This window comes from Acetanaerobacterium elongatum (genome assembly GCF_900103835.1).
Taxonomy (GTDB): Bacteria; Bacillota; Clostridia; order Oscillospirales; family Ruminococcaceae; genus Acetanaerobacterium; species Acetanaerobacterium elongatum.
On record NZ_FNID01000035.1, the window covers coordinates 16981 to 31275 of the forward strand.

The 14295-nt window shown below is 51.0% G+C and carries 12 protein-coding genes; 4 read left to right on the top strand and 8 right to left on the bottom strand.

The window, feature by feature from the left end; translation table 11 throughout:
- Positions 1–122: 122 nt before the first annotated feature.
- From BLR50_RS11640 to BLR50_RS11655, 4 genes are all read left to right on the top strand, one after another.
- A complete protein-coding gene (locus BLR50_RS11640) occupies positions 123–1538 on the top strand; it encodes an MBOAT family O-acyltransferase (RefSeq protein ID WP_092642417.1) in 1416 nt (471 codons plus the stop codon).
- Positions 1539–1666: 128 nt separating this feature from the next.
- Positions 1667–3175, top strand: coding sequence for a DHHW family protein (locus BLR50_RS11645; RefSeq protein WP_162840417.1), 1509 nt, complete (start codon positions 1667–1669; stop codon positions 3173–3175).
- A gap of 174 nt (positions 3176–3349) precedes the next feature.
- Positions 3350–3832 (top strand): deoxycytidylate deaminase, encoded by a 483-nt coding sequence (locus BLR50_RS11650; RefSeq protein WP_092642424.1) that lies wholly within the window; start codon positions 3350–3352, stop codon positions 3830–3832.
- A 44-nt stretch (positions 3833–3876) separates the two neighbouring features.
- Positions 3877–5118 (top strand): deoxyguanosinetriphosphate triphosphohydrolase family protein, encoded by a 1242-nt coding sequence (locus tag BLR50_RS11655; protein WP_092642427.1) that lies wholly within the window; start codon positions 3877–3879, stop codon positions 5116–5118.
- 69 nt (positions 5119–5187) lie between these two features.
- Here the strand turns inward: BLR50_RS11655 and BLR50_RS11660 are convergent, their stop codons facing one another.
- The 8 genes from BLR50_RS11660 to BLR50_RS11695 form a co-directional block, all read right to left on the bottom strand.
- Positions 5188–5424, bottom strand: coding sequence for a hypothetical protein (locus tag BLR50_RS11660; protein WP_092642430.1), 237 nt, complete (start codon positions 5422–5424; stop codon positions 5188–5190).
- A 326-nt stretch (positions 5425–5750) separates the two neighbouring features.
- Complete coding sequence (gene gpmI, locus BLR50_RS11665; RefSeq protein ID WP_092642433.1) at positions 5751–7268, bottom strand: 2,3-bisphosphoglycerate-independent phosphoglycerate mutase; 1518 nt, start codon at positions 7266–7268, stop codon at positions 5751–5753.
- 229 nt (positions 7269–7497) lie between these two features.
- Complete coding sequence (gene tpiA, locus BLR50_RS11670; protein WP_092642436.1) at positions 7498–8262, bottom strand: triose-phosphate isomerase; 765 nt, start codon at positions 8260–8262, stop codon at positions 7498–7500.
- 81 nt (positions 8263–8343) lie between these two features.
- Positions 8344–9432 carry an acyltransferase family protein gene (locus tag BLR50_RS11675; RefSeq protein ID WP_092642440.1) on the bottom strand — a complete coding sequence of 363 codons (1089 nt, stop codon included), beginning with the start codon at positions 9430–9432 and terminating at the stop codon, positions 8344–8346.
- Positions 9433–9453: 21 nt separating this feature from the next.
- Entirely contained in the window at positions 9454–10557 is a 1104-nt protein-coding gene (locus BLR50_RS11680) for an acyltransferase family protein (protein WP_092642443.1), read from the bottom strand.
- 66 nt (positions 10558–10623) lie between these two features.
- Complete coding sequence (locus BLR50_RS11685) at positions 10624–11835, bottom strand: phosphoglycerate kinase (protein ID WP_092642446.1); 1212 nt, start codon at positions 11833–11835, stop codon at positions 10624–10626.
- 234 nt (positions 11836–12069) lie between these two features.
- Positions 12070–12714 (bottom strand): type I phosphoribosyltransferase, encoded by a 645-nt coding sequence (locus BLR50_RS11690; protein ID WP_092642449.1) that lies wholly within the window; start codon positions 12712–12714, stop codon positions 12070–12072.
- Between the two features lie 198 nt (positions 12715–12912).
- On the bottom strand, positions 12913–13821 hold the full coding sequence (locus BLR50_RS11695) for a polysaccharide deacetylase family protein (RefSeq protein ID WP_092642453.1): 909 nt from the start codon (positions 13819–13821) through the stop codon (positions 12913–12915).
- Positions 13822–14295: the final 474 nt, after the last annotated feature.

The following is a 14295-nucleotide window of genomic DNA, read 5'->3' on the forward strand; positions in this document are numbered from 1 at the left end:
GACTTTGCCCTGCAGCGATTTTAGGCCTTTGGGGGTTACCGTACGTTTAAGCAAAAAAAGCTCCACCCGGCGCTATTTCGGGTGACATTACCAGCAGATGACCAAGTAGGGGAGGAAAGGTTTTGATTTTCGCAAATCTGTTTTTTATCTATCTGTTTCTCCCGCTGAACCTGATTTTTTATTTTGTTACAAAAAACAAAACTTTTCGTAATATCGTGCTCGTTGTTTTCTCGCTGTTTTTCTATGCATGGGGCGAGCCGGTAATGATATGGGTGCTGCTTGGCAGCGTACTGCTGGATTATGCACTCGCTTTACTGGTGGAACGCTGCCACGGTACATGGGGGGCAAAGGCGGCGCTGATTGCCTCGGTGGTTGCAAACCTCGGGGTTTTGGGCATCTTTAAATACAGCGGGTTTCTTGTTGAAAATCTTAACGCCGTGCTGCATACCGCTATTCCTGTGCCGCAGATTGCGCTGCCCATCGGCATCTCGTTTTATACCTTTCAGATGCTTTCGTACATGGTTGATGTTTACCGCGGCGAGGTTGCGGCGCAAAAGAACCCTATCAAGTTTTTGATGTATGTATCGATGTATCATCAGCTGGTGGCGGGCCCCATTGTTCGCTACAGCGATATTGCCGAGGAAATTGATAACCGCCGGATTACCGCCACAGAGGTAAGCAGGGGGATCTCCCGCTTTATTGTGGGGCTTGCCAAAAAGGTGATTATCGCAAACGCTGCCGGTGTTTTTGTGGGGCAGTACCTGAACGGCGACCTTTCCAACCTTTCGGTGGCGGGCGCGTGGTTTGGCATATTGATGTACACCCTGCAGATTTATTTCGATTTCTCGGGCTACTCCGATATGGCCATCGGTCTTGGCAGGCTGTTCGGGTTCCATTACCTCGAAAACTTTAACTACCCCTATATCGCCACCTCGGTAACCGATTTCTGGCGCCGGTGGCATATGTCTTTAAGCAGCTTCTTCCGCGATTATGTATATATCCCGCTTGGCGGCAACCGCAGGCATCAGTTTTTCAATATCTTTGTGGTATGGTTTTTAACCGGCCTGTGGCATGGTGCCAGCTGGAACTTCATATTATGGGGGCTGTATTTCGGCGTGCTGCTGGTAATAGAGAAGCTGGTAATGCTCAAGCTGCTGCAGAAAATCCCCAAGTTTTTCTCGTGGCTTTACCTGATGTTTATTGTAGTAATCGGCTGGGCGCTCTTCTATTTCACCGACATCTCCCGCCTGGGGCAGTTTATCGGCCTTTTGTTTGGTGTTGGCGCCAACGGCCTGTTTGATACCGCGCTGGGCATAACCCTCTCCTCCAACTTCGTCTGGATTATTATTGCTATGGTAAGCGCGCTGCCGGTTGTACCATGGGTGCGCAAGTTTTTGTATGACCGCTTGTATGAGGATTCCCCCGTTTACACCGCCATCAGCTCGGTTCAGGTTGTGGCAAACGTTGTAATGCTGGGTATCTGTACCATGCTGCTGGTTGGGCAGAGCTTCAACCCGTTTTTGTATTACCGGTTCTGATTCCTTGCACGTTGTATTCGTCTAAGAAATGTCTGCATTTTTAAACTGGTATTACATAGCTTGCTGCCGATAGAACCCAAGCGGCCAAGCCGATGCAATTTTTCTTTGGCGTTTTGCGCCGGAAAGGCATGGTCATAATTATGGCCTATATTGAGGTAAAAACCGAAGAAACCGGAACCAAGCTGCATTTTAATGCCGTTAGCGACCGCGTTACACTGCCCGTCTGCATTAACATCGCGGTGATGACGGTGGTTGTTGCGGTGGTGGCATTGCTTGCATTGGTGCTTCCAAAGCCGGTAAATTCCGAGTTTGAGGGCAGGGAGCTTTCAAAGATGCCAGCCTTTTCACTGAAAGCAATACTGGATGGTTCGTTTGAAAAGCAGTTTGATGCACATTATGCCGATACCTTTCCCTACCGGGAGCGGATGGTTGAACTTGCGGCGCAATATAACAGCCTGAAGGGCTTTAACGATGATGATGTATCCATTCACGGCACCGTGCCGGTGGTAACCGACGAGCCGGAGGATAACACCCCTTCACAGCAACCGCCTTCTTCACTGCCTGCCGTTTCGGACGGCTCTTCCTCAGAGGAATCGTCGGCACCGCAGAGCAGTTCCGCTGTGGCGGAAAACCCTCTGCAGGAGTTGGACGGCGAGATGAAGTCCGGCCTGTTTGTAATAGGGGATACGGCAATGTCGCTGTTTGGCACCAACGGCAAGGAAGGACAGCGCTACGCGAAGGTGATTACCGGGTATCAGGAGCAGTTCGGCAGCGATGTAAAGATTTATAACCTTGTAATCCCCACGCAATCGGAGTTTAACCTGCCCGATAAATATAAGCATCTTTCCGGCTCTCAGAAGGCGAACATCGACCTTATCTACGCAAGCCTCGGGCCGACCATTACCCCTATCCGCAGCGCCTATGACGCGCTTGCTGCCCATAAGAGCGAGTACCTGTACTTCAGAACCGACCATCACTGGACACCGCTGGCCGCTTACTACGCATACACCGGGTTCTGCAAGGACGTTGGGCTTACCCCCGTGCCGCTTGAGAAGATGACCAAGGGCCGTAAGGAGAACTTTGTGGGCAGCCTGTATCGCACCACGCAGGAGCCAAAGCTCAAGGCACACCCTGATTATATGGATTACTACCTTATCCCGTACGAAACCACCTGTGAGCTATACCGGCGCGGCGCGCGCAACACTCCGCTGCAAACCTCGCTGTATGCCATGAAGGCGGGCGGCTCCAACACCTATTCGATGTTCCTTTCGGGTGACTGGCCGTTGTTTGTCATCCACTCCAACGCGGGAACGGGCCGCAAGATTGCGGTGGTGAAGGAATCGTTCGGCAACGCCTTTGCCCCTTACCTTGCCAGCCACTACGATACCGTATATGTGGTGGACCAGCGTTACTTTGAAAAGGACTTCGACCAGTTTGTAAAGGATAACGGCATTAAAGAGGTGCTGTTTATTAATAACAGCTTCGCGGCCAACACCACGGTTCAGATTAACTGGATTAAGAACCTCAACTACGAAAAGCCGTGGGTGAAGGCGGCGGTTTCTTCTTCAAGCTCTGAAGCGCCCTCTTCCTCTCAGCCGGCGGACGCAGTCTTTAATCTGGAAGACTGGTTTAAATAATCAACTATAAGGCTGCACCTCCCAAGCTTTGCGGGCGATGCAGCCTTTTTGTTCTTTTTAAAGCAGACACAAGGGTAAATACTTTGACATTTTAACAGCTTATGATACAATAAATTCATTATTAACTATCTGTTATAAAGCAGCTGGATTTGGATGGAAAGAAGGAGAACCGTTATGCCAAAACGTGAGGGCTACCTTTCATGGGATGAATATTTTATGGGGATTGCACTGATCTCAGCCATGCGCAGCAAAGACCCCGGCACGCAGGTGGGCTGCTGTATTGTAAGCGATACCAACCGCATCGCCACCGTGGGCTATAACGGAATGCCCGCGGGCTGCTCTGACGATATCTACCCGTGGGAGCGGGAGGGCGATGCACTGGATACCAAGTATGTATATGTCTGCCACGCGGAGCTCAACGCAATCCTGAGCTATAACGGCGGAAGCTTAAGCGGGTTTAAGGTGTATACCACCCTCTTTCCCTGCAACGAGTGTACCAAGGCCATCATCCAGAAGGGGATTAAAGAGGTTATCTACCTGAGTGATAAATACGCCGACAGCGCAAGCGTGATAGCAGCCAAGCGCATGATGGATTCCGCGGGGATAACCTATCGCCAGTACACGCCGGCAGGCAAGCATATCGAGATTGAGTTGTAGGCTACAGAGAATTACACAGCGGTGATAGAAAGGGCAGCGATTTTATGGAAGGCTACCTCTTTACGGAGCAATCCGCACGCCCAAGCAACCCTAAATATATGCAGATGATAGCGCGCGCCGAGAACATCTATAAGCGGCAGAGCGATATACGCAGCGAGTTCGGGCGCGACTACACGCGCATCCTGCACTCGATGGCCTATCGCCGTTTAAAGCATAAAACACAGGTGTTTTTCAGCCCGCAGAATGACCATATCTGCACCCGCATCGAGCATGTGAGCCATGTGGATTCGGTGAGCTACACCATCGCCGACGCGCTGGGGCTGAACACCGAGCTTACCCGCGCAATCGCCACGGCGCACGACCTTGGCCACGCTCCGTTCGGGCATCTTGGCGAAACCGTTCTGGCCGAGCTGAGCGAGCGCGACTTAAAGGACAGCTTTTGGCACGAGCGCAACGGCCTGCGGTTTGTAGAGGGCGTTGAGCTATTGGAAAACGACAAGGGCCTGCGCAAAAACCTGAATCTTACCTACGCGGTGCGCGACGGGATTGTCTCCCACTGCGGCGAGGTGGACCAGAACGGCATAAAGCCCCGCGACGAGGCCATCGACCTTGAAACCTACCGCGTAAAGAACCAGTTTGCGCCCTTTACATGGGAGGGCTGCGTGGTAAAGCTTGCCGACAAGATTGCCTACCTAGGGCGGGATATCGAGGACGCGAAAACCCTTGGGATACTGGATAACGCGCGCATTGACGAGCTGCAGGCCATCCTGTTCCAGAGCCCCGCGCTGCGCGACATCAAGATAAAAGAGATCAACAACACCGTACTGATACACGAGTTCATCCTGGACCTGTGCGAGAATTCCTCACCCCAAAAGGGTATTGCACTTTCAAAGGATAACTTTCGTGCGATGAAGATGATTAAGGACTTTAACTACAAAAACATCTACCGCCACCCGAGGCTGGAGCCTTACTTCCGTTATGCGAAGCTGGTGCTTACCGAGCTGTACGACACGCTGATAAAGGGCTATGACGGCGCGCAGACACCAAAGGCGCTTGCCGCCCTTGCCAGGTACTACCCCGAGCTGTTCGGGCAGTTTGCCGGCTACCTGGAGCAGTACTGGGATTTTACCACCGCAGAGCGGCGCGCGGAATTAAAGCTTGGCAACCGCATTCTTTACCAAGTGAAGGAATCCCAGCGCGACTATACCATGGCGGTGCTGGATTACCTTTCGGGCATGACCGATTCGTTTGCCGTACGCAGCTATAACGAATTGATCAGCTTCTAGTTGATTTAGGCATAAAAATAAGCCGCAGCACCCCACCAAGGGCACTGCGGCAATTTTTATGTGCAGCGATTATTCTGCGGGATTGGTGTTGTCGTTTACGGGGATAGTGTCTTCGGCAGTATCGGGAGAAGCAAAGTCGCCGAGATCGTCGCTGTTTTCTACGATAATCACGTCGTCGTCCTCATGCTTTTTGCCAAAGCAGCAGCAGTTAAAGCCCTTTTTATTTGCAAAGTAGTAAACCGCGGCGGCAATACCTGCAACCACTGTAATAAAGCCGATTGCGGCTAAGATTGAGCCTCTTCTCATTTGTTAATCCTCCAGTTTGTTTTAATTATAGTCGTGTGTATGTGCCGTGGTTAAAAATTCCTTTATTTTTAACAGGAACTAGTATTTATGCCTTTATTATAACCGTAAAACGCTTTATTTTCAATAGCGGGCGACTGTAATGCCGAAAATTATAAATCTGTTCAAAATCTTGCAGTATTTAATTCGTTTATATAATTCTATATAATACAAAAATACCGAACCGCAGGAAAACGGTTCGGTATTATTATAGACGTTGTTGTTGGGTTTATACGATAGGCAAGGATAGCCCATAATAACCACCACAAAACGGGTCTGAATTTAAAAAATTAATGGGCGATGAGCGATATACCGTCCATCTCGGCGGGCTGGGGCAGGTTTAACAGCTCGAGCATGGTGGGGGCGATGTCGCACAGCCTGCCGTGTTCGCGCAGGGCGCAGCTCTTGCCCACAACCACAAACGGTACGGGGTTGGTGGTGTGTGCGGTAAAGGGCGAGCCGTCCGGCTCCATCATCTGGTCGGCATTGCCGTGGTCGGCGGTAATCAGCGCAACGCCGCCCTTTTGGTTGATGGCGTCCACTACCTTGCCGAGGCAGGTGTCTACCGCTTCTACAGCCGCAACCGCAGCGCTTAGAATGCCGGTGTGGCCAACCATGTCACAGTTGGCGAAGTTTAAGATAATCACATCGTATTTGTCGCTTGCGATGCGCTTTAACACCTCGTCGGTTACTTCATAGGCGCTCATCTCGGGCTTAAGGTCGTAGGTAGCTACCTTGGGGGAGGCGATGAGTGCGCGGTCTTCGCCATCATACACCTTTTCAACGCCGCCGTTAAAGAAGAAGGTTACATGGGCATACTTCTCGGTTTCGGCAATGCGCAGCTGCTTTAAGCCCTTGCCGGAGATATACTCGCCGAAGGTGTTGGCCAGCGATTGCGGGGTAAACGCCACATGTACATTGGGCATCGAGGCATCGTACTGTGTGAAGCATACATAGTAAGGCTTTAAGAAGCCGGTGCGGCGCTCAAAGCCGGTGAAATCAGGGTCTACGAAGGTGCGGGTGATCTCACGCGCACGGTCGGGGCGGAAGTTGAAGAAGATGACACTGTCTTGCGGTGCGATGGTGGCGCCATGGGTTACGACTACAGGCACAATAAATTCGTCGGTTACCTCGGCGGCGTAGGATTTTTCTACCGCGTCGAGTGCCTTTTCGTTGGGCACACCCTCGCCGTACACCATAGCGGCATATGCCTTCTCTACGCGCTCCCAGCGGTTATCACGGTCCATAGCGTAGTAGCGGCCCATCACGGTGGCAATTTTGCCTACGCCGATGCGCGCCATCTCGGCCTCAAGGTCGTTGATAAAACCGGCGCCCGAGGTGGGGGGAACATCGCGGCCGTCCATCAGGCAGTGTACGAACACCTTGGTTAAGCCGGCCTTCTTGGCAAGCTCCAGAATACCGTACAGGTGGCTGTTGTGGCTGTGCACGCCGCCATCAGAGAGCAGACCGATAAGGTGCAGGGCAGAATTGTTCTTTTTGCAGTTTTCCACCGCGGCAAGCAGCTCTTTGTTTGTAAAGAAATCGCCGTCCTTGATGGATTTGGTGATGCGGGTAAGCTCCTGATACACAATGCGGCCCGCGCCGATGTTGGTGTGGCCTACCTCGCTGTTGCCCATCTGCCCGTCGGGGAGGCCAACGTCCATGCCCGAGGCGCCGATCTGGGTGTGGGGGTTTTGTGAAAAGAGCTTGTCTATGTTCGGCGTACGCGCAAGCTTGATGGCATTGCCGTAATCGCTGTTGTTGATGCCGAAGCCGTCTAGGATCAGCAGTGCAAGCGGTTTGGTCATAGGAGGATACCTATCCTTTCGTTTTTAGGAATTAAAATCGTAGGGAACGGTCTTGACCGTTCCGCTTTCTACCATTTTATCAGTTTTCAAATGCGGGTGATTGATAATCGCCCCTACAGGCGCGCGAAAGAGATTGTAGGGGAGACCTGTGGTCTCCCGCAGAAATATCTGAAATCTGGGGTTAGACCGCGGGCGAACACAGTTCGCCCCTACAAATATAAACGATAACTTATTTCGCGGCGTTTACGATTACCGCAAAGTCGGCCGCCTTGAGAGAGGCGCCGCCGATGAGGCCGCCGTCTACATCCTCTTTACCTAACAGCTCGGCAGCGTTCGCTGCGTTCATCGAGCCGCCGTACTGGATGGTGATACCGTCGCCGGCCTTTTTGCCGTACAGGGAAGCAACCACCATACGGATAGCATGGTTTACCTCATTGGCCTGATCGGCGGTAGCGGTTTTGCCGGTGCCGATAGCCCAAACGGGCTCGTAGGCGATGATGATATTCTTAAGCTCTTCCTCGGTTACGCCCATGAGCGCAATCTTGGTTTGGAGCGAAACGGTCTCGTTTGTAATGCCCTGCTCGCGCTGCTCTAACAGCTCGCCAACACAGAGGATAACCTTTAAACCTGCGTTAAGCGCCGCGCGAACGCGCTTGTTTACGGTAACGTCGGTTTCGCCGAAGTACTGCCTTCTTTCGGAGTGACCGATGATTACATAGCCCACACCCAGCTCCTTGAGCATGCCGGCAGAGATCTCGGCGGTAAACGCGCCGCTTTCGGCCCAGTGGCAGTTCTGCGCGCCAACCTTGATGTTGGTGCCCTTTGTAGCTTCCAGCGCGGTTTCAAGGTTGGTAAAGGGTACGCAGATTACTACGTCGCAGGAAGCGTTCTTCACCAGCGGAACCATGTCGGCGATAAGCGCCTTGGCTTCGGCACGGTTTTTATTCATCTTCCAGTTGCCTGCGATTACGGTTTTACGAAGTGCAGTGTTCATTGTTTTAATCTCCTTATACTTCTTTTTTCTTATTTTAAATACAGAATGTGAACAGGTGGTAATGGATTGAGGAACTTTCGGTTAAACTGAATCCGGTAATGTTAGCTTTGGCGCTTTTATGCCAAACATAAATCTTGTAACAGAAAAACGCCTGGTAATTTCGTAGGTAGCGATTGACAGGATAAAGCTTGCCGCCATAATAATCACAACCTGAAGCGGCACGATGTTGGTTAGCGCAAGCGCGTAATATGCAGCTGCTACCAGCCAGGTTTGATGATATATGTAAACCGGGAAGGAGGCCAGCACGAAGTAGGAAGCGGCCTTGCCAGTAAAATTCAAGAATCTTCTGCCAAGGCCGAGAATCGCCAGTATACATACCCAGCCCGCAATGCGCTTCATGATATCGTACGCAACCCAGCCGATGCTGTTGCCCAAAAAGTAGAATACAAATTCACCGGCAAGCAGCGCAAGCCCTAAGGCAGTAAGCGGCCAGCGCCTGTATTCCAGCCGTTTTAATACCTCTTCGCGGCTGAGCACGAAAAAGCCGAGCATGAACAGGGTAAAGAACTCCCCGATACTTTTGCCGCTGAAATCCAGCAGCGGTTTAAACAGCAGGGGAATCAGGCACATGGGCAGCAGCCAAGGCAGGGTGAGCCTGGAGGCATTAAGCTGTTTGCCCCGTTTATTGTACCACAACATAACGGGCAGCGCCAGCAGAGAAATAATAAACAGATAGGCAAGAAACCATAAATGCCCCACTGTAAACCCGCCGCAGAAATCGGTCTCGGCACCTTTTGTGGTGAAGAAGAGGATATACTGCTTAAAGTAGCCGCCGGTGTAGCCGTTGTGAAAGCGCTCTGCAAAATAAGACTGAGCGGGCACCACCAGCACTATACCGAACAGCAGGGGGATAAACAGCTTAAAAAAACGTTCCTTTATAAACTGCCCCGCGGTGCGCTTTTCAAGCGCAAGGCTTGCCGAGATTCCCGCCAGCACGAACATCAGCGGCATAAACCAGGGGCTGGAGAAGATGATAAAATCGGCGAGCGGCTCAACATTCTGCCCGTGCACATAAAACGATTCCCAGGTGTTATAAACCATGCAGGTGTGGTAGGGAAACAGCAGTAAAATGCACAGAGAGCGCAGGTTGTCGATATAGTGCCTTCTCATAGTGTCAGCCCCCTGTTCGGCTTATTTCTTACCGGAATTACACGCGGCCTCTTTTTGAGGGGCGGGCTTTTTAATGCCAAACATGAAGCGGGTAACCGAAAGACGTTTGGTGAGTTCGTAGGTTAGAATACTTAAGGTAAAGCTAACCGCGATAATGGTGGGTATCTGCAGTGCTACAATATCGGTGAGCTGAAGTGTATAATAGGCCGCTATTACAAGCCATGTTTGGTGGAAGATATAAACGGGAAACGATGCGCCCGCAAAATAGGTGGCAGCCTTGCTGGTGAAGTTGAGGTAGCGTCTGCCCAGGCCCAAGAATGCCAGAATACTTACCCAGCCCGCAGCCCGCTGCAGGATATCTACAAGAAACCAGTATTCGCGGCCGTTTAGGATGTAGGAGTAATAGAAACCCGCCAGCAAAATGGCTGCAAAGGCGGTGAGCGGCCAACGGTACTTTTCCAGCCGCTGCAATACCTCCTCCGGGCTGAGGGCAAAATACCCCAGCATAAACCATGCGAAATACTCGCCGATGCTTCGGCCGTCTACAATCGGAATCAACGCGCCCAGGAGCGGGAACACAAACAGGGGAAGAAGCTTTGGCAGGGTAAGGCTTGAGCCATTCATTACTTTATCGCGCTTATTGTACCACAGCATAACAGGCAGCGCCAGCAGCGAGATGATAAACAGGTAAAGGATAAACCACAGCTGTGCAGGGGTAAACCCGCCGTTATAGCCTGTAAGGTCGGTTGCCTTTGTGAAAAACAGCACATAATGCTCGAAATAGCCGCCTGTGTAGCCGTTGTGAAACCGTTCGGCAAAGTAGGTTTGAGCAGGGATTACCAGTAGTATTCCAAACACAAGCGGTATAAACAGCCTTAAAAAGCGTTCCTTTACATACTCCCTGGCTGAACGCCTTTGCAGCGCGTAGCGTGAGGAGATGCCGGCCAGCGCAAACATCAGCGGCATAAAAAACGGCCAGCAGATATAAACAAAATCGCTCAGCGGCTGAATCTTCGGCCCGTGCACATAAAACGACTCAAAGGTGTTGTAAACCATAAAGGTGTGGTAGGGGAAAAGCAGCAGGATGCAGAGGGTACGCAGGTTGTCGATATAATACTTTCTCATGATGTCGCCCCCTGTTGGAATATCAAAGAAGGGCAGGCATAGTGCCTGCCCTTGGATGTAAAAAGCTTATTTATCCTGAATAACGTCGATGCCGGGAAGGCCCTTGCCCTCAAGGTATTCCAGTGAAGCGCCGCCGCCGGTGGAGATGTGGCTCATCTTATCGGCAAAGCCAAGCTGGATTACCGCCGCCGCACTATCGCCGCCGCCGATGATGGTGGTGGCATCAGCCTCGGCCATCGCCTTGGCTACGGCTAAGGTACCGGCTGCCAGCACGGGGTTTTCAAATACGCCCATGGGGCCGTTCCAAACAACGGTTTTGGCGGATTTTACGGCATCGGCAAACAGCTTCTCGGTATCGGGGCCGATGTCCAGGCCCATCTTGTCGGCCGGAATCTTGCTGGAGGGAACTACCGTAACGTCGATCTTTGCGTCAATCGGGTCAGGGAAGGAGGCTGCGATGCGGGTATCTACGGGCAGCAGCAGCTTAATGCCCCTATCCTCTGCCTTTTTGAGCATATCCTTACAATAATCAAGCTTCTCGGCATCGAGCAGTGAGGTGCCAACCTCATAGCCCTTCGCGGCTAAGAAGGTGTAAGCCATGCCGCCGCCGATGATTAAGGTGTCAACCTTGGTGAGCAGGTTATCGATAACATTGAGTTTATCGGCAACCTTTGCGCCGCCTAAGATGGCTAAGAAAGGACGCTTGGGGTTTTCTACGGCGTTGCCGAGGAAATCAATCTCTTTGCCCATCAGGTAGCCAACAGCGGTCTCTTTGATATAGTCGGTAACGCCTGCGGTGGAGCAGTGTGCTCTGTGTGCGGAGCCAAACGCATCATCCACATACACATCGGCAAGGGAGGCGAGGGCTTCGCTGAATTCCGGCAGGTTCTTGGTTTCTTCTTTTCTAAAGCGGGTGTTCTGCAGCAGAACCACGTCGCCGTCCTTCATAGCGGCTACGGCAGCCTTGGCGTTTGCGCCAACTACCTCGTCGTCGTTTGCGAAAACAACCTTCTTGCCGAGCAGCTCGGAAAGGCGAACGGCTACGGGAGCAAGAGAGAACTTCTCCTCCGGCCCGTTCTTGGGCTTGCCAAGGTGCGAGCAAAGGATAACCCTGCCGCCATCTTTGATAAGCTTTTGGATGGTGGGCAGCGCTGCGGTAATGCGGTTGTCGTTGGTGATAACGCCTTCCTTTAACGGAACGTTAAAATCACAGCGAACCAGTACCCTTTTGCCCTTTACTTGAATGTCGTCAACGGTTTTCTTGTTCAGCAAACTCATCTGCAAGTCTTCCTTTCATTTATCCTTTTCGGCGCCGCGCCGAAAAAGTATACATCTCTTGTTAAACAATAAACAATCCTAGATTATTTTATTACAAAAGCCCCGTTTTTTCAAGTAGCACGGGCAGGTTTTGTCAGTTTTTCTTACTGCAGAAGGCGCACTTATCAGGCAAGGCTTAGAAAACTTGTTCTTAACCCTTGCCTGCTTAGGAAATTATTTGTTTGAGTAAATCAATTATTCAATCTTGGTGTAACCTGAGCTGCTGACAATCGCATCGATTTTGCGCTGCTGCTTGCAGCTGGGGCAGTCTTTCGGCGAAAAGGTTTGGTAGTCCGGCAGGTCGGCAATGGTAAAAAGTGAATGCACCGGCAGCCCCGCCATCTCGTCGATGGCGCTGAACACCGCGGCAATTCCAACGGCTTTGCCTCCGTAATAGGCAATACAGTCAAGCGAGCGGTTGATGGTTTTTCCGGTGGTGGCCGAGGCGATTAAAAGCAGCACATTCTTGCCCCAGATCATCGACTGCGTATTATCGCGGAATACCATCTGGCCATTGGAGTTGTATTCGGGGGTGAGCACACAGATGTCGTTATCGGTGCTGAGGGAGCGACTGCCCGATTGCGAAAGCTCGCGCGCGATAAAGCCGCCGATCATATCGCTGCCGTCCATACAGATGATAGTATCCACCGGTGTGGAGCCCGAAAACTGCGCCGCCAGCTCTTGCGCTGCCAGCTGCGCCGCCTTGCTGTGGTGCTTTACGCCTGTGATGTCGATGTAATAGTTTACATGGGAATGGTTGGTTGCAAAGTGCCCGGGAATAACGCTGATGGTCAGTTTGCCGTTCTTTTTTGCCTTAATCTTTGTAGCTCTGCTCTCCATACCTTACTGCTCCTTTCATAATCCCGTACATCGATACAATCCTTTTTATATCTATCCCCCTTTTACCCTTGTCCGAAGGAGTATGAGGGTAAGCCGGGGGTTAGCGTTTGAAGTAGGTGTATCCTAAAAATTATAGCCCTGTTTGAACGTGAATTATGCAGTTATAAGACAGGAAGCCTGCGGTTGTTATAATAAGTTTTAATTTGGCTGTTGCTGAAGCCGGTTGAAGGTACCAAAGGCATAGCCCTTATCCTTTATTACCTGAATGACTTCTGGCAGCGCCTTGGCGGTTTTGGTTTTGTCGCCGTTGCTGTGCATTAAAATGATATCCCCGGGGCGGAGATTTTCGCTTACATTCTTGACGATATTAGCAACCTCGCGCTGCGACCAATCCAGCGTATCAATCGACCAAAGGATAATTTTCAGGTTCAGTGCCTCAAAATCGGCGATAACACTGTCGTTGATGTCGCCGTACGGCGGACGCACAAACGACGGGGCGCTGCCGGTAATACCCTTTATAAGCTCATTGGTATCGGTTATCTCTTTCTTTATCTGCTCGGAGGTCATGCTTGTAAGCCTGGTGTGGCTAAAGCAATGGCTGCCGACAAAGTTATGATTGGCGTATGCTTTTTTTACGACATCCTCATGCTTCTTGATTTCCCTTCCCACAAAGAAGAAGTTGCCGCAGACGTTGTTTTCGGCGAGGATATCTACCACCTTTGGCGTGATGGTGTCATCCGGCCCGTCGTCGAAGGTGAGGTAAACGGTATTGCTCTGCGGCTGGTCGTTAAGGAAAACCGTGGCGGGGTATTGCTCGCCGTAGGCCTTGGCGTCGGCCCGCCATTTTCTCATGTTCTCAACCGCTTTGGCACTGAGTTTATTCGATTTGCCGCAGATTTCGTAAACCTTGCTTGAGTTGCTTGAAGCTTCTGAAACAGCGCCCAAGGCTTTGGAGAAGGAAGAGCTGTCGGCCTGGGATAAAACGGCCTGCGACGGTACAGAGGACGATGCTGAAGCCGCAGCGGAAGACGAAGCCTCTGTTTTGCCGCAGCCCCAAAAGGCAAGCAGCGTGAATACTATTATTACAGCCAGAATTGTTTTTTTCACAGGATACCTTCTTGCTCAATGATAGTAAGATTGCTTAAAAACAAAGGGGTATAATCTTTACGACTATTATACCATATATAAGGAAAAAGTCCACTTATCGGCATGGATTATTCTGGACAGGTTATACATATTATTACCCTGAATCTTCATATAAAAGACCATTCCTTTCTGCGAAAGGCACCAACAAGACATGAAACGGAGTTGGTGCAACTCGCAGTCAAAATAAAACTCTGCTATACTTACCTCCGAGAGACGGTATACTACAGAGCACGTGGAGGTGAGTGGTGAAGCGGTTTGCCGCTATCTCGCATATAAATAAGTCGCCGGACGTTCGTTCAAGCACCAACAAGTAGGTTTTTTGAACCTGTAAACTAATCTTTGTAAAGACATTACTCGTTTTTAGCAGAACGTTCAGTCAATGCCGTTCCTCAAATCAAATTGAAAAGAGGAACTCAATGGCAAAAACAGTAGAAA